Below are 19,113 nucleotides of genomic sequence, written 5' to 3'. Positions count from 1 at the left end.
CCTTCCATCGATCCCACTGATGATTACTATCGAACGACCTGCCTATGGGCCTTGCAAATCCGACTCCTATAATCGCCCTCCTATTTTCCCGCCTCCTGCGCCTGCTCCAGGCGACAACACTTGGAATCCGTACCATGCCAAGCGTCAATCAGGCCCCCGATGGCCTTCTTGAACATAACCAACAGAGCGTCAAACAGCAGTGGCTGGCGATTCTCTCGGTTGCCGTGGGCGCCTTCGCCCTGGTCACCAGTGAATTCCTGCCGGTGGGCGTGCTCAACGATGTGGCCAGCGACCTGGGCATCAGTGCCGGCCAGGCCGGCCTGATGGTCACCCTGCCCGGGATCATGGCCGCCCTCGCCGCCCCGCTGCTGTCGGTAGGCATCGGCGCCATGGACCGCCGCTACCTGCTGATCGGCCTGACGCTGATCATGATCATCGCCAACTCGGTGGTGGCCTATGCCAGCGATTTCAGCCTGTTGCTATTCGGCCGCGTGCTGCTGGGTATCAGCATTGGTGGCTTCTGGGCCACGGCCATTGCCCTGAGCGGGCGCCTGGCGCCCAAGGGGGTGGGCGTGGCGCAGGCGACCTCGATCATCATGGTCGGGGTCACCCTGGCCACGGTGCTGGGGGTGCCGGTCGGCACCTGGCTCAGCGGCCTGATGGGCTGGCGCATGACCTTCCTGGTGACCGCCCTGCTGGGTGTGCCGGTGCTGCTCGCGCAGGTCTTCCTGCTGCCGCGGCTCAATCCGGACAAGGCCATCCGCATCAGTGACCTGCCGGCGCTGTTCATCAATCCGCTGGCGCGGGTCGGCCTGATCGCGGTGTTGCTGATTGGCCTGGCGCACTTTGCCGCGTACACCTATGTCGCACCGTTCTTCAAGCAAAGCTCCGGCTTCGATGGGGCAACCATCGGCTCGCTGCTGCTGCTCTACGGTGTAGCAGGCGTCATCGGCAACCTGTTCGCCGGCTTCGCCGCCAACCGCAGCGTGCGCTACACCCTGCTGCTGGTGGCCTTGCTGATCGGCGTCAGCACCGCGCTGTTCCCCTACTTCGCCACCGGCATGACCGGGGCGGTGATGCTGATCGCGCTGTGGGGCTTTGCCTTCGGTGCCTTCCCGGCCTGTGCCAGCATCTGGATGTTCGTGGTCGCGCCCAAGGATGTCGAACGCGGCATGCCGCTGTTCGTGGCCATGTTCCAGGTGATCATTGCACTGGGCTCGTTCTTCGGCGGGCGGATCGTCGACCAGATGGGCAGCTCGGTGCTGCTGAGCCTGGCCACGGCGTTGGTCGGCTGCGGGTTCGTCACCGTGCTGGTGCTGGGGCGTAATGTCAGCAACAGCCTGGCGGCCCAGCCTGCCTGACCTCTGCAGGGGCCGCCTGGCGGCCCCTGTACCTTGCGTCGATCAGCGCGCCATGCAGCGCTGGTAGCGCTCATCCACCCTCCCCGCAAACCACGCCGTGGTCAGCTTGCGGGTGATCTTCGGGCTCTTGAGCACGATCCCTGGCAGCACCGCACGTGGCAGTGGCTTGCCCGCCTTGGCATCGGCGAGTGCGAATACGCCGCGGTACAAGGCGCTGTCCTCGAGCGCCAGGCTGTTCTCCAATTCCAACTGACTGCGAATCTGTGGATTGCGCAGCCCAAGCTTCACCCCAAGGCTGCGCGCCGCGCGCTCGGTGGTGCCTGGCAGGATCGAGCCCGGTGCGATCAGGTCGCCGTCCAACGCCAGTTCCGCCCCCGTCACACTGTTCAGCGCTGCCTGGAAAGCCGCGTTGCGGCTGGCGTACCAGCCTGCGTTGAAATCGGCGAAGCGGTACAGCGGCCGCTCATAGTGGGCGGGATACCCCAACAAGTGGGCGATGCCGAAGTACAGGCCGCCGCGACGGCTGAAGACCTCCTGGCGAATCGTGCCCTGGCGCTGGTAGGGGTAGTCCTGGGCATGGCGTTCGGCAAAGTCGATGCTGACCTGCATCGGCCCGCCGGTACGCACCGGGTTGAGCCCGCCGAGCAGCTTGTCGCCCAGCGGCAGGCCGGCGATGAAATCGTCGAACAGCGCACTGAGTTGCCGCTCGCTGCGCACCGCCAGCAGGCGCTGCTGGTAGCTCTGGCCGTTGGCCGAAGGGGTGGCCAGGGCGCCATCGACCAGCAGCCTGGGGATGTGCAGACGCGCGGCGCGGCGGTCGATTTCCTCGCGGGCGATACGGCCCAGGTTGGGCACCTGGGGGTCGGCGGTGAAGGTGGACTCCTGCTCGGTCACCGCCAGCACCGCACACAGGTTGCTGCGGCTGGGCGCGATGCCCTGGGCGGTGAACGCGACCTGAATGTCCTCGGCCCAGCCCTGGCGGTCCTTGACCGAGGCAGGCAGCAGGCGCATGAGCTGGGCGCGGACCTGGGCAGGGTCGACTTCGGGCGCCTCCTCGCGGCGCCCGGCACAGCCTTGCAGCAGGGCCAGCAGCATCAGCCCAGCGCCCAGCAGCCGCAGGTTCAGGACAGATCACCGACGATGTAGGTCTTGCTGATATGGCGGAACAACGGGTGGCTGGCACTGCCCAGCAATTCGAACAGCACCATCTCGCGGGTCACGATCTGCGCCCCGGCGTCGCGCATACGCGCCAGGCCTGCCGCCTTGCTTGCCGGGGTGCGGCTGTCACAGACGTCCTCGACCACGAACACCTGCTTGCCCAGGCCCAGCAGGCCAAGCACGGTCTGCAGCACGCAGACGTGGGTTTCCATGCCACAGACGATCACCTGCTCACGCGCCAGCAGACTGGCCGGCAGGCACTCGGCAGCCACGCAGGAAAAGTGCAGTTTCTCGACGATTTCGGCCCCTGCCGCCGCGGCCTTGAGTTCGGCCAGGGTCGGGCCCAGGCCCTTGGGGTACTGCTCGGAAATCACCGTGGGCAGTTCGAGTTCGGCGGTGGCGGCCAGCAGCCCGCAGGCCCGCGCGCGGGTGCCCTCGGGATCGCTCATGGCGCCAATGAGGCGCTCCTGGATATCGACGACCAGCAGCGTGGCCTGGCGGGGATCGATCAGCATGGGGACAACCCTTGTCCTGTGGGAAAGCCCCCAGCCTCCCCCAGGCAAAGGCCTACGTCAATCATGCCGAAAGTCGATGAGGTTCCAGAGAGGCGGCCAGCAGGCTCAGCACCCGGTCTTCGTGCTCATGGATGAAGAAGTGCCCGCCGGGGAAGACCTCCAGCGAGAAATCGCCCAGGCTTTCGCGACGCCAGGCCAGCAGTTGCTCTTCGCTGGCGCGGTCGGCCTCGCCGCCCAAAACATGCAGCGGGCAGTGCAACGGCGCGCGCTGGCGATAGTCGTAGCGACCGCACATGAGGAAATCGGCACGCAGAATCGGCAAGGTCAGGCTCATGAGTTCCTCGTTGGCCAGGACCTCCTCGGGGGTCCCTTGCAACTGGCGCAACTCGTCGATCAGCTCGGCATTGGTCTTGGGTTCGCGCCAGCCCTTGCCGTCGTAGTCCTCACGTCGGGTCGGTGCCGCCGTGCCGCAGGCGAACAGTGCGACCGGCGCCTTGCAACCCAGGGCTTGCAGCTCGTGGGCCAGCTCGAAGGCGAGCAGCGCACCCAGGCTATGGCCGAGCAGCGCATAGGGCGTGCTCGCCGCCAGGCGCTGCTCGCTGGCCAGTTGCCGGGCCAGTGCCTGCATGTCGGTTTGCAGGGGTTCGCCCAGGCGAGCACCGCGCCCCGGCAGCTCCACCGGGCGCACCTGCAACCAGGCCGGCAGCTTGCGCCGCCAGCGGCTGTAGACCATGGCACTGGCGCCCGAGTAAGGCAGGCATAGCAGGTTGAGTGCCGTCACGCCTTACTGCACCGCAGCTTCGGCCATCTTCTGGCGCAGGCTCAGGGGGCGCATGTCGGTCCACACTTCATCGATGTAGGCCAGGCAGTCTTTCTTCAGACCGCTCTTGCCTGCGGCGCGCCAGCCGTTGGGGATCGCCTTGTAGTCGGGCCAGATCGAGTACTGTTCCTCGTGATTGATCACTACCTGGAACACGATGTCGTCGCGGTCGAAAACGGAAGTCATTGCCTGTCTCCTTGGGGTGATGATGGCCCGGTCCGTCTGGACGCAGGGCAGCTCTCAGGAAAACGAAGGGAGACGGGGGAAAATTACGCTTTTTTCACGGCTCGACCTGCAAGGGCGTCGAGCGGCAGGCGGCGCTTGCGGGCCATTGCGGCCCGCAGCGCTGTGTTGCGGGGTGATGCTGCTACGGCATTACCGGCGGCACGTACTGCAAGGTGGTGCCCAGCGCCCAGAGCAGCACCAGCACCAGGGGCACGTGCACTAGCAGTTGCACGAAGGAGAAGCCGATCAGGTCCCGTGCCTTCAGGCCCAGCACGCCCAGCAACGGCAGCATGTAGAAGGGGTTGATCAGGTTCGGCAGCGCCTCGGCGGCGTTGTAGATCTGCACCGCCCAGCCCAGGTGGTACTGCAGGTCGTTGGCCACCAGCATCACATAGGGCGCTTCGATGATCCATTTGCCGCCGCCAGATGGAATGAAGAAGCCCAGCACCGCCGAATACACGCCCATCAGCAAGGCATAGGTGTCATGGGTGGCGATCTGGGTGAAGAACACCGAGATGTGGTGCGCCAGGGTCTGTGCGTCGGCGCCCTTCACCTGGGTGAGGATGGCGGCGATCGAGCCGTACAGCGGGAACTGGATCAGCACGCCGGTAGTGGTCGGCACCGCACGGGCCACGGCGTCGAGGAAGCTGCGCGGTCGCCAGTGGAGCAAGGCACCCAGCATGATGAACAGCAGGTTGTAGGTGTTCAGCCCGGAGATGGCGGTGATCGCAGGCTTGGTGGCGAACTCCTGGTACAGCCAGCCGGCCGCCAGGGCCACCAGCAGCAGGATAAGGATCGGGCTGTGCTCCAGCCACTCGCCGGGGCGGGTGCGCTGCGGCGCAGGTGGGGCGGTGAAGGTCGGATCGACACCACAGTCCTGGGCGCTGCGCGCACTGTTCGGACCGGGCGCGGTGGCATAGGCGACGACCAGCGAGACGATCACCAGCGCGGCCAGCATCACCCCGGACTGCCAGAGAAAAATGGTCTCGGTGAACGGAATGACGCCGGTGATCGACAGGATCGACGGCGGCAGGCTGGCCGGGTTGGCCTGCAACTGTGCGGCCGACGACGACAGGCCCAGCGCCCATACCGCGCCCAGGCCCAGGTAGGCGGCGGCACCGGCGGCGCGGTAGTCCATCTTCAGGTCTGTGCGGCGGGCCAGGGCACGCACCAGCAGGCCGCCGAACACCAGCGACAGGCCCCAGTTGAGCAAGGAGGCGAGCATCGAGATCAGCGCCACCCAGCACACCGCCGAGCGGCCGTTCTTGGGCAGGCGCGCGAGGCGGTCGATCAGGCGTGCAGCGGGCGGGGAGCTGGCGACCACATAGCCGCCAATGACCACGAAGGCCATCTGCATGGTGAACGGGATCAGGCTCCAGAAGCCGTCACCAAAGGCCTTGGCGGTGTCGGTCGGCTTGGCGCCCATCGCCAGGGCCCCCAGGCACACCAGCATCACGGCCAGGGCGGCGAACACCCAGGAGTCGGGGAACCAGCGCTCGGCCCAGTTGGAGCAGCGCAGGGCAAAGCGGGCGGAGCGGCTGTCTTGGATTTCAGCGGCCACGAGTGTTTTCCTTTTTTGGTCTTATTGGTGGATGTTGCTTGTCGATCAACGCAAAACCCCTGTGGGCGCGGGGCTTGTTGTAGGAGCGGGCTTGCCCGCGAATACGTTGGTGAATGTACCGACGCATTCGCGGGCAAGCCCGCTCCCAAAACGAGTCCGCCCTCACAGGGGGGAGGTAAAGCAGTAGCGTTAGAACGTCATCTCTTTCACATCGTCCGGCACGATCAGCTTGCCGGCGGTTTTCTCGACGATCTCCTGGACACTCACCCCAGGCGCGGTCTCGCGCAGGATGAAGGCGCCGTTCTCGATCTCGAGGTAGGCAAGGTCGGTGAGCACCTTGCGGATGCAGCCGGCGCCCGTCAGCGGCAGGCTGCAGCGCGGCAGGAGCTTGGACTCGCCGTCCTTGGAGGCGTGGGTCATGGTGACGATGATGTTCTCGGCGCCGGCCACCAGGTCCATGGCCCCGCCCATGCCCTTGACCAGCTTGCCGGGGATCATCCAGGAGGCGATGTTGCCCTCCACGTCCACCTCGAAGGCGCCCAGCACGGTGAGGTCGACATGGCCGCCACGGATCATGGCGAAGGATTGCGCCGAGTCGAAGATCGACGCGCCACGGCGGGCGGTCACCGTCTGCTTGCCGGCGTTGATCATGTCGGGGTCGAGGGTGCTCTCGGTGGGGAACTCGCCCATGCCGAGCAGGCCGTTTTCCGACTGCAGCATCACGTCCATGTCGGCGGGCACGTAGTTGGCCACCAGGGTGGGGATGCCGATGCCGAGGTTGACGTAGTAGCCGTCCTTCAGTTCACGGGCGACACGTTGGGCCATCTGTTCGCGGGTCAGTGCCATGGTCAGGATCTCTTTGTTGTTCTGTGGGCGGCGCTCAGGCCTTGACGGTGCGCTTCTCGATGCGCTTCTCGAAGGTGCCGACGATGACCCGGTCGACGAAGATCCCCGGCGTGTGGATCTCGCTGGGCAGCAGTACGCCCGGCTCGACGATTTCCTCGACCTCGACCACGGTGATCTTGCCGGCGGTGGCGGCCAGCGGATTGAAGTTCTGGGCGGTGTTGCGGTACACCACGTTGCCGTAGTGGTCGGCCTTCCAGCCCTTGACGATGGCGAAGTCGCCGGTGATGGACTCTTCGAGGATGTACTTGCGGCCGTTGAACTCGCGTACCTCTTTGCCTTCGGCGACCGGGGTGCCGTAGCCCGTGGCGGTGTAGAAAGCCGGGATACCGGCGCCGCCGGCGCGCATCTTCTCGGCCAGGGTGCCCTGGGGGGTGAGCTCCACTTCCAGCTCGCCGCTGAGCAGCTGGCGCTCGAACTCGGCGTTCTCGCCGACGTAAGAGGCAACCATCTTGCGGATCTGCCGGTCTTCGAGCAGCACGCCCAGGCCGAAGCCGTCGACGCCGCAGTTGTTGGAAACTACCGTCAGGCCCTTGACTCCGCGGCGCTTGATCTCGGCGATCAGGTTCTCGGGGATGCCACACAGGCCGAAGCCGCCGGCCAGTACCGTCATGTCGTCGGTCAGGCCTTCGAGAGCCTGTTCATAGGTTGCTACGCGCTTGTCCAGTCCGGCCATGCTGATCCGCCTTTGTAGTTGTTTGAGCGTGTGGAAGGCATCTTCACCGCTGGCGACTGATTTGTTAATTTTGTTTTCGTCATCGATTGATAACTTTTGCAAAACAACCAGCGGATCCGCCATGAACGTCAAGCAACTGCGCGCCTTCGTCACCGTGGCCAAGTACCAGAGCTTCGCCCAGGCCGGCGAACACCTGCACATTTCGCAACCGGCACTGAGCCTGACCATCAAGGCGCTGGAGGACAACCTCGGCGGCGCCCTGCTCACCCGCACCACCCGCAGCGTCAGCCTCACCGCCGAGGGCGAAGTGCTGCTGCCACTGGCCCGGCGCCTGCTGGCCGACTGGGACGATACCGAGGAAATGCTGCGCCAGCGCTTCACCCTGCAACTGGGGCGGGTGTCGGTGGCGGCGATGCCGGCCTTTGCCGGGAACCTGCTGCCGCAGTCACTGAAGGTGTTTCGCCAGCGCTACCCCAAGGTCAACGTCACCGTGCACGACGTGATCAACGAGCAGGTGCTGGAGCTGGTTCGCCACCGCCGCGTCGAACTGGGCATAGGCTTCGAACCCGAGCGCAGTGATGCCCTACAGTTCCACCCGTTGTACCTGGACCGTTTCGTCGCGGTAGTGCCTGGCGATTCACCCCTGGCGCAGCAGCCCCAGGTGAGCTGGCGCGAACTGCTGACCCAGGACTTCATCGCCCTGCAACGCCCGTCGGCGGTGCGCCTGCTGCTGGAGCAACACCTGGCCGCCGAGCATGGTCGGCTGGCGGTGGCGTTCGAAAGCCATCAGTTGTCCACGGTCGGGCGCATGGTTGCCAATGGTTTAGGCGTCAGTGCCGTACCGGCGCTGTGCATCAACCAGATGCAGGAATTGGGTGCGCGTTGCGTGCCCTTGGTCGAGCCCACCGTCGAGCGGCGCATCGGCGTCATCGCCCTGAGCGACCACAAGTTGTCCACTGCTGCGCAGGCGCTGCTGGATGTGTTGCTGTCACATACGCGTGCGCCGGAGGTGTGTTCGCATGGGGTTGCGTGAGGGCTGACAGGTGCTTGCCTGAGGTTTTTCAGCGCCGGTGAGATCGAGCGCCGCGCGGGCGGCGCTCGATCTCATAGGCGCTGAAAAACTTTCGGCAAGCACCTCCCCGTAGCAATCAGTTACCAACGAGATAATCACGCAACCGCAGCAACATCGCATCACAACCCTGCAGTTGCGCAACGCTGACAAACTCGTCCGGCTTGTGCCCCTGGTCCATGCTGCCCGGCCCGCAGACCACGGTCGGGATCCCCGCCTGGTCGAACAACCCGCCTTCGGTGCCAAAGGCCACGGTGCCGAAATCTTCCGAACCGCTGAGCAGCGCCACCAGGCGCGCCGCTTCGCTGTCTTCGGGCGTTGCCAGCCCCGGGTAGGCGCTGAGTGGCTTGAGGCGGATATCGCTGGCATCACTGACGGCACGCATGCGCGGCAGCAGGTCGGTTTCGGCGTAGGCCTGCAAGCGCTCGGCCACGACCTTGGCTTCAAAGCCCGGCAAGGCACGCACCTCGAAGTCGAACTCGCATTCCTCAGGCACGATGTTCAACGCCCGCCCGCCCTTGATCACGCCGGTCTGGACGGTAGAGAACGGTGGATCGAAGCGCGCGTCATGGTGCTCGGGACGCGCCAGCTCGCCGCCGATCTCGCCCAGCTTGCCGATCAATTGCGCGGCATACTCAATGGCATTGACGCCATAGGGTGCATAAGCCGAGTGGCACGCGGCGCCGTGCACCTGGCAGCGCATGGCCAACTTGCCTTTGTGCCCGAGCACCGGTTTGAGCTCGGTGGGTTCGCCGATCAGGCACAGGCGCGGCTTGTTCGGGCGCTGTTCGAGCGCCTCCAGCATCGAGCGTACACCGAGGCAGCCGACCTCTTCGTCATAGGAGAATGCCAGGTGCACCGGCGTTGTCAGCGGCTGGGCGAGGAACGCCGGCACCGCCGCCAGTACCGAGGCGATGAAGCCCTTCATGTCGGCCGTGCCACGGCCATACAGGCGCCCATCGCGCTCGCTCAGGCGAAACGGCTCGACACTCCAGGCCTGGCCGTCCACCGGCACCACATCGGTATGCCCGGACAAGACCACGCCGCCACGATCGGTCGGGCCGATGGTGGCGAACAGGTTGGCCTTGGTGCCCTCCTCGTTGAGGAACAGTTCGCTCTCGACCCCCAGCCCCGCCAGGTAATCGCGGATGAAACCGATCAGTTCGAGGTTGGAGTCGCGACTGACCGTGGCAAAGCCGATCAGGCGCTCCAGCACGGCGCGGCTGGTGAGATCACTCATCGCCCGGTACCCCGTAGCTGGGGGCCGTGGTCGGATTCAGGGCACGGGTGACGTAATCCTGCATCTGTGGGCGATAGGCCTGCCACAGGCGGTCGAGTTCGCCGATCGGATCGTGCTCGGCCCAGTCCACACGCAGGTCCACCAGCGGCCAGGTCAGCTCGCCGGCGATCTTCAACGCTGCCGAGTGCACGGGGCCCGCCTCGCCACCGGCAGCCAAGGCCGCGTGCATCGCCGCCAGCAAGCGATCGGCCAGGTGCCCGCCCGCCTGCTCGAACGCGTGCACCATCGCCTCGATCACCTGCGGCGAGGCCAGCAGGTTGCCGGCTGCGGCGCATTGCTCACCCGCCACGGCGTTGTGCACGCCCAGCGCCTCCTTGCCGGTGAACAGCGCGACCTGGCCATGGCTGTCGATCACTGTCACCTGGCGGTACTCGCTCCAACCGTTGGCACTGAGCACCCGGTCCAGCGCCGCGGCGGGCGGCAACTGGCCCTGCTCGAGGGCGTCGAGGATCTGTGGGCCGAGGGCCGGCAAGGTGATGTTCTGCGTCGCCACCGCCCCGACCCCGGCGCGCACCCATGGGCAGCGGGCACCGACGGCGATGCTGGACGAGCTGATGGCGATGCCGACCTGGCCGGTTTCCTGGCAGCGGCCGATGATGGAGAAGGTCATGGTGCAGCTCCTTTCTGGGTTTACCGGCATTCTCGGCAAGCCCTGGCGGCGGCGAAACGAGCATTTTGCTTGGCACTGGCGAGGAAAAAACTGGGCACCCCAGGTTTGCCGGGCAAATCCGCCGGGTTGGCCGCTGCAGCGCTGCCACCCTTCGCCAATTTATCGGCAAGCCCCAGCTAAATACTATTTTCGCGAAATTCCGTGCATCCCTAGTCTGGCCCCAGGCAACGGCGGTCCTCCACAACCGACCTGACAAAAACCGCCTGAACAAGGGCTCGGACATGACACTGAACAATCTCGAAATCGACACCCTCGTGGTCGGCGCCGGCCAGGCCGGCGTGGCCATGAGTGAACACCTGAGCAAACTCGGCGTGCCGCACCTGGTGCTGGAACGCAACCGCATCGCCGAGGCCTGGCGTACCGGGCGCTGGGACTCGCTGGTGGCCAACGGGCCGGTCTGGCACGACCGCTTCCCCGGCCTTGAATTCGACCTCGACGCCGATGCCTTCGCCGGCAAGGACCAGGTCGCCGACTACTTCGAACGCTACGTGCGCAAGTACAACCTGCCGGTGCGTACCGGCATCGAGGTCAAGCGCGTGGTGCGCAACGGCGACCGTCCAGGCTTCACCATCGAAACCAATGAAGGCGTGATCCGCGCCAACCGCGTGGTCGCCGCTACCGGCCCGTTCCAGAAACCGGTGATCCCGGCCATTGCGCCAAAGGACGAGCGCCTGCACCAGATCCACTCCGCCGCCTACTACAACCCGCAGCAGTTGCCTGAAGGCGCGGTGCTGGTGGTCGGCGCCGGGTCTTCCGGGGTGCAGATCGCCGAGGAGCTGATGCGCGCCGGGCGCCAGGTCTACCTCTCGGTAGGCGCCCACGACCGCCCGCCACGTGCCTACCGCAACCGCGACTTCTGCTGGTGGCTGGGCGTGCTGGGTGAGTGGGACGCGGAAATCGCCAAGCCCGGCCGCGAGCACGTGACCATTGCCGTCAGCGGTGCCCGTGGCGGCCATACCGTGGACTTCCGCGCCCTCGCCCACCAAGGCATGACCCTGGTCGGCCTGACCCAGTCGTTCGAAGACGGCGTGGTGCGTTTCCAGGACAACCTGGCCGACAACATCAACCGCGGCGACGAGAACTACCTGGCCCTGCTCGATGCCGCCGATGCCTACATCGAGCGCAACGGCCTGGACCTGCCAGAAGAGCCCGAAGCGCGCCAACGCCTGGCCGACCCGGACTGCGTCAGCAACCCGCTGCTGGAACTGGACCTGGCCAAGGCCGGCGTCACCAGCATCATCTGGGCCACCGGCTACGGTGTGGACTTCAGCTGGCTGCAGGTCGACACCTTCGACGCCAATGGCAAACCCCAGCACCAGCGCGGCGTGGCCCGCGAGCCGGGGGTGTACTTCCTCGGCCTGCCCTGGCTGTCGCGCCGCGGCTCGTCGTTCATCTGGGGCGTCTGGCACGACGCCAAGCACGTCGCCGGCCATATCGCCACCCAGCGCACCTACCTGGCCTACCGCGACCGCGACCAGCGCGACGCGGATCAACAGCTACACACCTCGATCAGCAACGTCAGCACCCTCGGAGCCCACTGATGCCTACCCATACCCGCATCCGCATGTTCAACACCAAGGCCACCTACCCCAACCAGACCTTGGACAACGACCTCTGCCAGGCCGTGCGCGCCGGCAACACCATCTATGTACGCGGCCAGGTCGGCACCGATTTCGAAGGCCGGCTGGTCGGTCTGGGCGACCCGCAGGCACAGGCCGAGCAGGCGATGAAAAACGTCAAGCAACTGCTTGAAGAGGCCGGCTCCGACCTGTCGCATATCGTCAAGACCACCACCTACATCACCGACCCACGCTTCCGCGAGCCGGTGTACCGCGAAGTCGGCAAGTGGCTCAAGGGCGTGTTCCCGATCTCCACCGGGCTGGTGGTCGCGGGCCTGGCGCAGGCTGAGTGGTTGATGGAAATCGATGTGATCGCGGTGGTGCCGGATCAGCAGTAAGCACTGATCGCCACCGCAGTGTTCTTTTCGCGGCGGTTCGGGCAACCGAACCGCCGCGAATCGTTTACAGCTTCGCCAACTCTTCGCGACAGAACTCGACGAACAACTGCGCAGGCTTGGTCAACTGCACACGCTTGAGGTGCGCCGCCGCCAGCCCCGACAGCGCCACCGGCTCGGCGATATCCAGCGTCACCAGGCGCTTGCCATCGTAAGTGAAGGGTGAGTGCGGCCGGGTCACCAGCAGCGAGAAACCGAACCCCTGCCCTACCATCCCCCGCACCATCTCGATCGATGGCGAGCTGAAGACAATGTTCGGCGTCAGCCCCATTTCGTTGAACAGGCTGACGAAGTAGGTACGGCTCGGCGCAACATCGAGCAGGATCATCGGCTCCGGGCAAAGGTCGCGCAGCGAAACCTGGGCCTGGCTGGCGAAGCGGTGCTTCTCGGGCAGCAGCACATAGGGCTTCTGCGGCGGCATCAGCGGCTCGGCCTCGATGGTGCCGTCCAGATCGTGGTCGTAGAGAAACGCCAGGTCGAAGGTGCCCGCCGTCAGCCCCTGGATCAGCTCCTGCTGCTCGCCGTCGCGCAGGCGGATATCCACACCGGGATAACGCTCGCGAAAACCTGCGATCAGCCGTGGCAGATAAAGCGGCGCGACAGTCTCAAAGCAACCGATGTCGATCTGCCCGGCCACCGTATCGTTGTCGGCCAGGGCGTTCTGCTCGAACTCGTGGGACATCTGCAGCAGCGCCTTGGTCTTGGCGTAGAAGCGCTTGCCACTGGGGGTCAGCGACACGCCCTGAGCGTGGTGACGAATGAACAACTGCACACCGAAGCTCTCTTCCAGGCTCTTGATCGCGGTGGAGATCGACGGCTGGGCGATGTACAGCTGGCGCGAAGCCTCGGCAACACTGCCGGCCTCCACGGTGGTGACGAAGTACTTGAGTTGTCGCAAGGTATAGGAAGCCATGGGCACCTCTGGGGCGCCGTGGGCGGCGCGCGGAATTTTCCTCTCACCTTACCTTAGTGGCTCGCGTGCGTGCGGCCAGTGCAGCCTAGGATTTGCCTGGGGGCTGAGCATATTTTTGCTCGCTTGTTGGCCGCCCCCAGGGCAACGGCCCCTCAGAACCCGACCGTCGCCGACAGCAGCCACGTCCGCGGGGTCGACAGGGTCAGACCAGTGGCGGTGCCGTCGGGGACGTTGGCCGAGGCCCAGTAGGTCTTGTCCAGCACGTTCTCGACGCTGGCGCGCAGAGTGACGTCCTTGTCACCGAGCTTGAGCGCGTAGCGCGCGCCCAGGTCATAACGCTGCCAGGCGTCGATCTTCTGCCGGTTGGCGGCATCCAGGTACTGGTTGCCGGTATGGATGACGCGGGCGCTGAGGGTCAGCCCGTCGATGGCTGGCAGGTCCCACTCAACACCAAGGTTGGCATTGACCACCGGCGCACCGATGGCCCGGTTGCCATCGTTGCGGCCATTGGCCGTGCGCGTCTGCTCGGCATCGAGGAACATCGCCCCACCCAACACCCGCACCCCGTCCAGTGGCTCGCCGAACAGGCTGATTTCCAGGCCCTGGTTGCGCTGCTCGCCGTCGGCGCTGAGGTTGTTCTGGGCATCGGTGAAGTACGACGGTTTCTCGATGCGGAACAGGCTGACCGTGGTGCTGAAACGCCCCATGTCGTACTTGGCGCCGACCTCCAGTTGCTTGCTGCGGTACGGCGCGAAGACCTTGCCGGCGTTGTTCGCCGTTTCCGGTGCCACCTGGCCCTGGGTCAGGCCCTCCATGTAGTTGAAGTACAGCGACAGCTGCTCGGTGGTGCGCCACACCAGGCCCATGGCCGGAGAGGTGGCGCGCTCGTCGTAGCGCTGGTCGGGCTCGCCGGGCTCGGAGCTGTCAACCTCGACACGCTGCAGGCGCGCGCCGAGGGTGAGCAGCACAGTGTCGTCAGCGAAACTCAGGGTGTCGGCCAGGGCCAGGCTCGACAGCACGGTGTTGGTGTGGGTCGGGTTGTCGTCGGACAACGGCGCGCCCGGTGCGGGCAAGGTCACCGGGTCGAACAGGTTGCTGAAGCCGTTGGCGTAGCGTGCGCCGCTGTTGTCGAAGGTCAGGTCGAAGCGATTGAGGCTGATGTTGAGGGTATGGCCGACCGCGCCGGTGTTGAACCAGCCGCGCACGCCGACCGTGCCAGTCACCACGTCTTCCTCGCGCTGGAAGGCGCGCGGGCTGACGGTGAAGCGCCCGGCATCGTTGACCACCTGCACGGCGTGGCGCATGAAGTCGTAGTCGCCCTTGCGCGCGCCCAGGGCACCGAGCAGCATCCAGTTGTCGCTCAAGTCGTACTCGCCGCGCACGGCGCCGAAGGTATCCTTGGCCCGCGAGTAGCTCCAGGGCTGGGCGAAATTGTGGTGAATGTCCTTGGCATCCGGCACCTTGAGCCCTGCGGCAAGGCCGACACGCTCCATCGGCGCATCCACGTCACGCGCCTGATGCCCGATATCCAGCGACAGGCGGGTGCGCTCGCCTTTCATGTCCAGGCCCAGCACCGTCGCCTCGCGGTCCATGTGCTGGTGATCCCACTCGGTGTCGCCGGCCTGGCGCACCGCGTTCAGGCGCACGCCAAAACGTTGCTCGTCACCAAAGCGCCGACCGATGTCCAGATGACCGCCCCCCTGTCCCGCCGAGGCGTACAACGCGGTGAACTCGGTCAGCGGTGTCTGGCCAGCGCGCTTGGGCTCGATGTTGACCCCGCCGCCAATGCTGCCATTGGGCGCCAGGCCGCCCAGCAGCGCGCCTGGCCCCTTGAGGATATCGACCCGCTCGACCATCTCCATGTCGATCGAATAGGTCGGCAGCACGCCATACAACCCGCCGTAGGCCACATCGCTGTTGTACAGGCTGAAGCCGCGCACGGAGAACTGCTCGAAGCGTCCACCTGCGGGGTTGGTGCTGCGCACCGAGGGATCGTTGGCGACGACATCGGCAAGGGTGCGGGCCTGCTGGTTCTGCAGCATCTCGCGGGTGTAGGAGGTCATGCTCAAGGGCGTTTCCATGTAGTCGCGCTCGCCCAGCATGCCGAGGCTGCCGCGTCGCGACACCTGGCCGCCGGCGTAGGCGTCGCCTGCCAGCGCAGCGCCCTGGCCATGGACATTGGTTTCGGGCAGCACATGCGCGCCCTCGACCGGCGCGGCCTGGCGTACCAGGGTGAAGCTACCGGGCCCTGCCGAGACCAGTATCAGGCCCGAGCCCTGCAGCAAGGCGGCGAAGCCCTCCTCCACCCCGTATTCGCCCGCAAGCCCCAGGCTGCTGCGCCCGGCGACCAACGCCGGGTCCACCGACAAACTGACCCCAGCCTGGCCAGCAAAGCGTGTCAGCACCGCGCCAAGGCTGCCGCCCGGCACCTGGTAGCTGCGCCGCGCTTCATCGGCCCAACCTGGCGCGGGCAGACCCAGCGCAAGCAGCAGGCCAGCGCGCATCAGGTGCAGGGATAGAGGACGAAGCAAAGGGGTGCGGGACATCCGGAACGCTCTCAGGTCAGGGGTGGATACCCTTGATGACAAGCGGGCGCAAAAAAAGGGACAGGCTTCAGGCAATTTTCTTGCGAGGGGTCAGCGACACCCAGTAGCGGGTGCGGTAATGCACCTGAAGCGGCAGGCTCGCCGCCAGCAGGGCGAGAATGCGGTCGGTGTCATCGAGCTGGAAGGTGCCGGTCACCGCCAACTGCTCCAGCGCCGGGTCCCAACGCAGCAGCCCGGGGCGGTAGCGATCCAGTTCACGCAGCAGATCGCCCAGGGGCTGGTCGTCGACGATCAACAACCCCTGCTGCCAGCCCGGCAGTTGGGCGTCGAACGGCTGGCTGGCTGTCACCCCAGAGGCGCTCAGCATCGCCCGCTGCCCGGCCTCCAGGCGAACCGTCGGCCCGGCCAGCGGTTGCAGGCTGACCTGGCCACGTGTCACCGACACCACACAGCCCTGCGCACGCTCACGCACGCAGAAACTGGCCCCATGCACCCGCACCAGACCGTCGCGGGTCTGCACCTGCAGCGGGCCCACGGTGTCGAGGGCAATTTCGCCCTGCACCAGTTGCAGCCTGTGGCGACCTTCGGCGAAGTCCAGATTGACCGCAGTGCCGGTGTTGAGCTGCAACCGGCTGCCATCGGGCAGGGTCAAGCCGCGGCGCTCGCCCGTGGCGGTACGCAGGTCGGCACGCCAGTCGTCCAGCGGCAACTGCCGATAACCCAGCCAGGCCAGCGGTGCCAGTGCGCCGAAGCCCAGCACTTGCCCCAGCAGGCGGCGGCGATCCGGATCGGGACGGTCCAGGCAAGCCACCGCCAGTGGCGCCGGGACCTGGGCGAAGCGCTGACGCAGACCCTCGGCCTTCTGCCACAAGGCTTCATGGGCGGCACTGCGGGCTCGCCAGCGTTGCAGTGCAGCAGCCTGCTCCGTGTCGAGCTGGCCGGCATCCTGCAAGGCCAGCCACTGCGCCGCCTCACGGGCCAACTGGCGTGCACCGGCATCCACCGGGGTGCTCACAGGTCCACCAGCAGGCAGTGTTCGTATGCCTTGGCCATATAGCGTTTCACCGTTCGCTCTGACACCTCCAGGCGCCCGGCGATGCTGGCGTAGTCCAGCCCTTCTAGCTGCGACCAGAGAAAGGCCCGGCGTACCACAGCAGGCAGGCCATCGAGCAGGTCATCCAGGGCCTGCAAGGTTTCCAGCAGCAACCAGCGCTGCTCCGGCGACGGCGCCAGCGCCTCGGGCAGGTTGGCGAGGGCATTCAGATAGGCCTGTTCGAGGCTGCGCCGCTTGTAGTGGTTGACCAGCAACCGGCGCCCGACCGTCAGCAGGTAAGCCCGTGGCTCGCGCAGGCTCGGCACGGCGTTGCCCTGCTGCGCCGCGAGCACCCGCAGGAAGGTGTCCTGGGTCAGGTCCGCCGCAGTCCAGGCATCGCCCAGGCGCCGGTGCAACCAACCTTGCAGCCAACTGCGATGGTCGCGATAGAGGGTGTTGAAACTGGGTTCGGCTGCCGCGGCGGGGTCGGACATTCGGAGGCACGCTGAGGGAGGATGAGATACGAATGCGAGTGATTCTAATTATTTCTCATCCGCTCGCCAAGGTGCCCTGCTGTCATCCGCCCGCGAAGCGGCGGCTACGGCCACCGGCAAAATCCAATTAAACCCTCACCCACCTCCCCCTTCTAAACAGGTTGTGCCCACGGCACACCCTGCAATCAACAACACCTCGGAGGGGGACCCGATGGACGAACGATTTCTGCAGTTGCTGACCACCACCACGGTATTCGGCATCTCCATCCTCAACCTGCTGCTGGCCCTGACGGTGACGGTGATCACCTTCCTGGTGACGCGCTGGGCGCTGAGTTTCCTCAAGCGCCGTGCCCGCCAGTGGTCCAGCCATGACGGGCAGCTCAGCAGGCTCATCACCCAGGTACTCGAAGGCACCAGCAACTTCCTGCTGATGCTCGCCTCGCTGCTGGTCGGCCTTGGCGTGCTGGACCTGCCGGAACGCTGGCTGGACCGGGTCGGCAGCCTGTGGTTCGTGGTCGCTGCGTTGCAGATCGGCCTGTGGGCCAACCGCGCCATCGCCCTCGGCCTGACCCGCTACTTCGCCCGCCACGACACCGGCAATGCCTACCGCGGCAGCGCGTTGGCGACCCTGTCGGGCTGGGGCGCGCGGGTGCTGTTGTGGTCGGTGGTGCTGCTGGCGATGCTGTCGAACCTGGGCGTGAACATCACCGCCTTCGTCGCCAGCCTTGGCGTTGGCGGCATCGCCGTGGCGCTGGCGGTGCAGAATGTGCTGGGCGACCTGTTCGCCTCGCTGTCGATTGCCGTCGACAAACCGTTCGAGGTCGGCGACTTTATCGTCATCGGCTCGCTCGCTGGCACCGTGGAGAACATCGGCCTGAAGACCACGCGCATCCGCAGCCTCGGCGGCGAGCAGATCGTCATGGCCAACGCCGGCATGATCAGCAGCACCATCCAGAACTACAAGCGCCTGCAGGAACGGCGCATCGTCTTCGAGTTCGGCCTGTCGTACGACACGCCCACCGAGGCTGTGAAAAAGGCCCCGGCGATCGTCGAGGAGTCGATCAAGACCCAGGGCCAGGTGCGCTTCGACCGCGCCCACCTGCGCGGCTTCGGCAAGGAGGCGTTGGAGTTCGAAGCGGTCTACATCGTGCTCGACCCGGGCTACAACCTGTACATGGACATCCAGCAGGCGATCAACTTCCAGTTGCTCGAACGCTTCTCCAAGGTCGGCGCCAAGTTTGCCGTCGGCGCGCGCTCGATCAAGGTGACAGGCTTGCCGGAGGCTTCGAACCAGCTTACTCATGTCAGGGGACGGGACTCGCAGGGGAACTGAACGCCGCCCCCGGCGCTACAGCCGCACCCCGCACATCCCGGCAATGATCGCCAGCGCAATGGCCGCGCAGGCGATCACGCCACTGCGCCAGATCAGACGCACTGCCCGAGCCTGTAAACCGTGCGCCTGCATCACCATGCGCAGCCCAAGCAGCAGGTGCAGCAGTACCAGGAACACACCCAGGGCGTAGTGCGGCACCAGGCGGATGTTCCAGGGATCGAGCAGCACGCGCGCGCTCCAACGCCAGGCCAGATGCAGGCCGCTGACCACCTGGAAGACGAATGCCAGTACCAGCAGCGGTTCAATGAAGCCCGCCCGGTAAAGGGTACGGCCAAGGTCCATGACCTCAACGTGCAGCTCGGGCCCGACCAGCCCGGTCAGATGATTGGCCAGGTGGAACAGCACGTACAGGCACAGAATCGCACCACTCACACCGTGGGCCACGCGCCAGCACACCAGCACCGCCATCAGTGGTACGGCCAGCAGGCTGCGGTTGCCCAGACGTTCGAGCAGCATCGCTCC

Annotated in this window: 19 protein-coding genes; 5 read left to right on the top strand and 14 right to left on the bottom strand. The window is 65.9% G+C overall.

Annotated elements, in window-relative coordinates:
- Nucleotides 1-134 precede the first annotated feature (134 nt).
- The gene (locus ACK3BK_RS10385) at nucleotides 135-1,361 is read left to right on the top strand and encodes an MFS transporter (protein WP_186711112.1); all 1,227 of its coding nucleotides are present in this window, start codon (nucleotides 135-137) and stop codon (nucleotides 1,359-1,361) included.
- Nucleotides 1,362-1,403: 42 nt separating this feature from the next.
- Here the strand turns inward: ACK3BK_RS10385 and ACK3BK_RS10380 are convergent, their stop codons facing one another.
- The 7 genes from ACK3BK_RS10380 to ACK3BK_RS10350 all read right to left on the bottom strand — a co-directional run bounded on the left by ACK3BK_RS10380 (nucleotide 1,404) and on the right by ACK3BK_RS10350 (nucleotide 7,219).
- Nucleotides 1,404-2,456: a DUF1615 domain-containing protein gene (locus ACK3BK_RS10380; RefSeq protein ID WP_411384235.1), complete on the bottom strand. Its 1,053-nt coding sequence runs from the start codon at nucleotides 2,454-2,456 to the stop codon at nucleotides 1,404-1,406.
- 26 nt (nucleotides 2,457-2,482) lie between these two features.
- Nucleotides 2,483-3,034 (bottom strand): hydrolase, encoded by a 552-nt coding sequence (locus ACK3BK_RS10375; RefSeq protein WP_411384234.1) that lies wholly within the window; start codon nucleotides 3,032-3,034, stop codon nucleotides 2,483-2,485.
- A gap of 61 nt (nucleotides 3,035-3,095) precedes the next feature.
- Entirely contained in the window at nucleotides 3,096-3,815 is a 720-nt protein-coding gene (locus ACK3BK_RS10370; protein WP_186669688.1) for a thioesterase II family protein, read from the bottom strand.
- A gap of 3 nt (nucleotides 3,816-3,818) precedes the next feature.
- A complete protein-coding gene (locus tag ACK3BK_RS10365; protein ID WP_054893211.1) occupies nucleotides 3,819-4,040 on the bottom strand; it encodes an MbtH family protein in 222 nt (73 codons plus the stop codon).
- A 181-nt stretch (nucleotides 4,041-4,221) separates the two neighbouring features.
- On the bottom strand, nucleotides 4,222-5,640 hold the full coding sequence (locus ACK3BK_RS10360; protein ID WP_054893210.1) for a short-chain fatty acid transporter: 1,419 nt from the start codon (nucleotides 5,638-5,640) through the stop codon (nucleotides 4,222-4,224).
- Nucleotides 5,641-5,829: 189 nt separating this feature from the next.
- Complete coding sequence (locus ACK3BK_RS10355; protein ID WP_054893209.1) at nucleotides 5,830-6,486, bottom strand: CoA transferase subunit B; 657 nt, start codon at nucleotides 6,484-6,486, stop codon at nucleotides 5,830-5,832.
- A gap of 34 nt (nucleotides 6,487-6,520) precedes the next feature.
- Nucleotides 6,521-7,219 carry a CoA transferase subunit A gene (locus ACK3BK_RS10350; protein WP_054893208.1) on the bottom strand — a complete coding sequence of 233 codons (699 nt, stop codon included), beginning with the start codon at nucleotides 7,217-7,219 and terminating at the stop codon, nucleotides 6,521-6,523.
- Between the two features lie 121 nt (nucleotides 7,220-7,340).
- Between ACK3BK_RS10350 and ACK3BK_RS10345 the strand changes: the two genes are divergently transcribed.
- Entirely contained in the window at nucleotides 7,341-8,252 is a 912-nt protein-coding gene (locus ACK3BK_RS10345; protein ID WP_153775005.1) for a LysR family transcriptional regulator, read from the top strand.
- 115 nt (nucleotides 8,253-8,367) lie between these two features.
- Here ACK3BK_RS10345 and argE read toward each other — a convergent pair whose 3' ends face one another.
- Both argE and ACK3BK_RS10335 read right to left on the bottom strand, forming a co-directional pair.
- On the bottom strand, nucleotides 8,368-9,528 hold the full coding sequence (gene argE / locus ACK3BK_RS10340; protein WP_186669689.1) for an acetylornithine deacetylase: 1,161 nt from the start codon (nucleotides 9,526-9,528) through the stop codon (nucleotides 8,368-8,370).
- Nucleotides 9,521-10,198 (bottom strand): DUF1028 domain-containing protein, encoded by a 678-nt coding sequence (locus ACK3BK_RS10335; protein ID WP_186711116.1) that lies wholly within the window; start codon nucleotides 10,196-10,198, stop codon nucleotides 9,521-9,523. Before ACK3BK_RS10335 ends, argE begins: the two co-directional genes overlap by 8 nt.
- Before the next feature lie 281 nt (nucleotides 10,199-10,479).
- Between ACK3BK_RS10335 and ACK3BK_RS10330 the strand changes: the two genes are divergently transcribed.
- Both ACK3BK_RS10330 and ACK3BK_RS10325 read left to right on the top strand, forming a co-directional pair.
- Complete coding sequence (locus ACK3BK_RS10330; protein WP_186711117.1) at nucleotides 10,480-11,799, top strand: flavin-containing monooxygenase; 1,320 nt, start codon at nucleotides 10,480-10,482, stop codon at nucleotides 11,797-11,799.
- The gene (locus ACK3BK_RS10325) at nucleotides 11,799-12,215 is read left to right on the top strand and encodes a RidA family protein (protein WP_186669694.1); all 417 of its coding nucleotides are present in this window, start codon (nucleotides 11,799-11,801) and stop codon (nucleotides 12,213-12,215) included. Before ACK3BK_RS10330 ends, ACK3BK_RS10325 begins: the two co-directional genes overlap by 1 nt.
- 64 nt (nucleotides 12,216-12,279) lie before the next feature.
- Here ACK3BK_RS10325 and ACK3BK_RS10320 read toward each other — a convergent pair whose 3' ends face one another.
- The 4 genes from ACK3BK_RS10320 to ACK3BK_RS10305 all read right to left on the bottom strand — a co-directional run bounded on the left by ACK3BK_RS10320 (nucleotide 12,280) and on the right by ACK3BK_RS10305 (nucleotide 17,258).
- Complete coding sequence (locus ACK3BK_RS10320; protein WP_054892743.1) at nucleotides 12,280-13,185, bottom strand: LysR family transcriptional regulator; 906 nt, start codon at nucleotides 13,183-13,185, stop codon at nucleotides 12,280-12,282.
- 152 nt (nucleotides 13,186-13,337) lie between these two features.
- Complete coding sequence (locus ACK3BK_RS10315; RefSeq protein WP_411384233.1) at nucleotides 13,338-15,731, bottom strand: TonB-dependent siderophore receptor; 2,394 nt, start codon at nucleotides 15,729-15,731, stop codon at nucleotides 13,338-13,340.
- 67 nt (nucleotides 15,732-15,798) lie between these two features.
- Nucleotides 15,799-16,746 (bottom strand): FecR domain-containing protein, encoded by a 948-nt coding sequence (locus ACK3BK_RS10310; protein WP_186669696.1) that lies wholly within the window; start codon nucleotides 16,744-16,746, stop codon nucleotides 15,799-15,801.
- Complete coding sequence (locus tag ACK3BK_RS10305; RefSeq protein ID WP_411384232.1) at nucleotides 16,743-17,258, bottom strand: sigma-70 family RNA polymerase sigma factor; 516 nt, start codon at nucleotides 17,256-17,258, stop codon at nucleotides 16,743-16,745. Before ACK3BK_RS10305 ends, ACK3BK_RS10310 begins: the two co-directional genes overlap by 4 nt.
- A gap of 211 nt (nucleotides 17,259-17,469) precedes the next feature.
- Between ACK3BK_RS10305 and ACK3BK_RS10300 the strand changes: the two genes are divergently transcribed.
- On the top strand, nucleotides 17,470-18,591 hold the full coding sequence (locus ACK3BK_RS10300) for a mechanosensitive ion channel family protein (protein ID WP_411384231.1): 1,122 nt from the start codon (nucleotides 17,470-17,472) through the stop codon (nucleotides 18,589-18,591).
- A 15-nt stretch (nucleotides 18,592-18,606) separates the two neighbouring features.
- On the opposite strand, the gene ACK3BK_RS10295 is transcribed toward ACK3BK_RS10300, so the two are convergent.
- Nucleotides 18,607-19,107 carry a hypothetical protein gene (locus tag ACK3BK_RS10295; RefSeq protein ID WP_411384230.1) on the bottom strand — a complete coding sequence of 167 codons (501 nt, stop codon included), beginning with the start codon at nucleotides 19,105-19,107 and terminating at the stop codon, nucleotides 18,607-18,609.
- Nucleotides 19,108-19,113 lie beyond the last annotated feature (6 nt).

The organism is Pseudomonas sp. L7 (genome assembly GCF_046605565.1).
GTDB lineage: Bacteria > Pseudomonadota > Gammaproteobacteria > Pseudomonadales > Pseudomonadaceae > Aquipseudomonas > Aquipseudomonas wayambapalatensis.
The sequence above is the reverse complement of the archived record's forward strand: the minus strand, read 5'-3'. Positions and strand labels throughout refer to the sequence as shown.

What these genes read in the sequence shown, in the direction of transcription:
- ACK3BK_RS10385 (WP_186711112.1), top strand. Translation starts at nt 135, where the DNA reads ATGCCAAGCGTCAATCAGGCCCCCGATGGCCTTCTTGAACATAACCAA.
- ACK3BK_RS10380 (WP_411384235.1), bottom strand. Translation starts at nt 2,456, where the DNA reads ATGCTGCTGGCCCTGCTGCAAGGCTGTGCCGGGCGCCGCGAGGAGGCG.
- ACK3BK_RS10375 (WP_411384234.1), bottom strand. Translation starts at nt 3,034, where the DNA reads ATGCTGATCGATCCCCGCCAGGCCACGCTGCTGGTCGTCGATATCCAG.
- ACK3BK_RS10365 (WP_054893211.1), bottom strand. Translation starts at nt 4,040, where the DNA reads ATGACTTCCGTTTTCGACCGCGACGACATCGTGTTCCAGGTAGTGATC.
- ACK3BK_RS10355 (WP_054893209.1), bottom strand. Translation starts at nt 6,486, where the DNA reads ATGGCACTGACCCGCGAACAGATGGCCCAACGTGTCGCCCGTGAACTG.
- ACK3BK_RS10350 (WP_054893208.1), bottom strand. Translation starts at nt 7,219, where the DNA reads ATGGCCGGACTGGACAAGCGCGTAGCAACCTATGAACAGGCTCTCGAA.
- ACK3BK_RS10345 (WP_153775005.1), top strand. Translation starts at nt 7,341, where the DNA reads ATGAACGTCAAGCAACTGCGCGCCTTCGTCACCGTGGCCAAGTACCAG.
- argE (WP_186669689.1), bottom strand. Translation starts at nt 9,528, where the DNA reads ATGAGTGATCTCACCAGCCGCGCCGTGCTGGAGCGCCTGATCGGCTTT.
- ACK3BK_RS10335 (WP_186711116.1), bottom strand. Translation starts at nt 10,198, where the DNA reads ATGACCTTCTCCATCATCGGCCGCTGCCAGGAAACCGGCCAGGTCGGC.
- ACK3BK_RS10330 (WP_186711117.1), top strand. Translation starts at nt 10,480, where the DNA reads ATGACACTGAACAATCTCGAAATCGACACCCTCGTGGTCGGCGCCGGC.
- ACK3BK_RS10325 (WP_186669694.1), top strand. Translation starts at nt 11,799, where the DNA reads ATGCCTACCCATACCCGCATCCGCATGTTCAACACCAAGGCCACCTAC.
- ACK3BK_RS10320 (WP_054892743.1), bottom strand. Translation starts at nt 13,185, where the DNA reads ATGGCTTCCTATACCTTGCGACAACTCAAGTACTTCGTCACCACCGTG.
- ACK3BK_RS10315 (WP_411384233.1), bottom strand. Translation starts at nt 15,731, where the DNA reads ATGTCCCGCACCCCTTTGCTTCGTCCTCTATCCCTGCACCTGATGCGC.
- ACK3BK_RS10305 (WP_411384232.1), bottom strand. Translation starts at nt 17,258, where the DNA reads ATGTCCGACCCCGCCGCGGCAGCCGAACCCAGTTTCAACACCCTCTAT.
- ACK3BK_RS10300 (WP_411384231.1), top strand. Translation starts at nt 17,470, where the DNA reads ATGGACGAACGATTTCTGCAGTTGCTGACCACCACCACGGTATTCGGC.
- ACK3BK_RS10295 (WP_411384230.1), bottom strand. Translation starts at nt 19,107, where the DNA reads ATGCTGCTCGAACGTCTGGGCAACCGCAGCCTGCTGGCCGTACCACTG.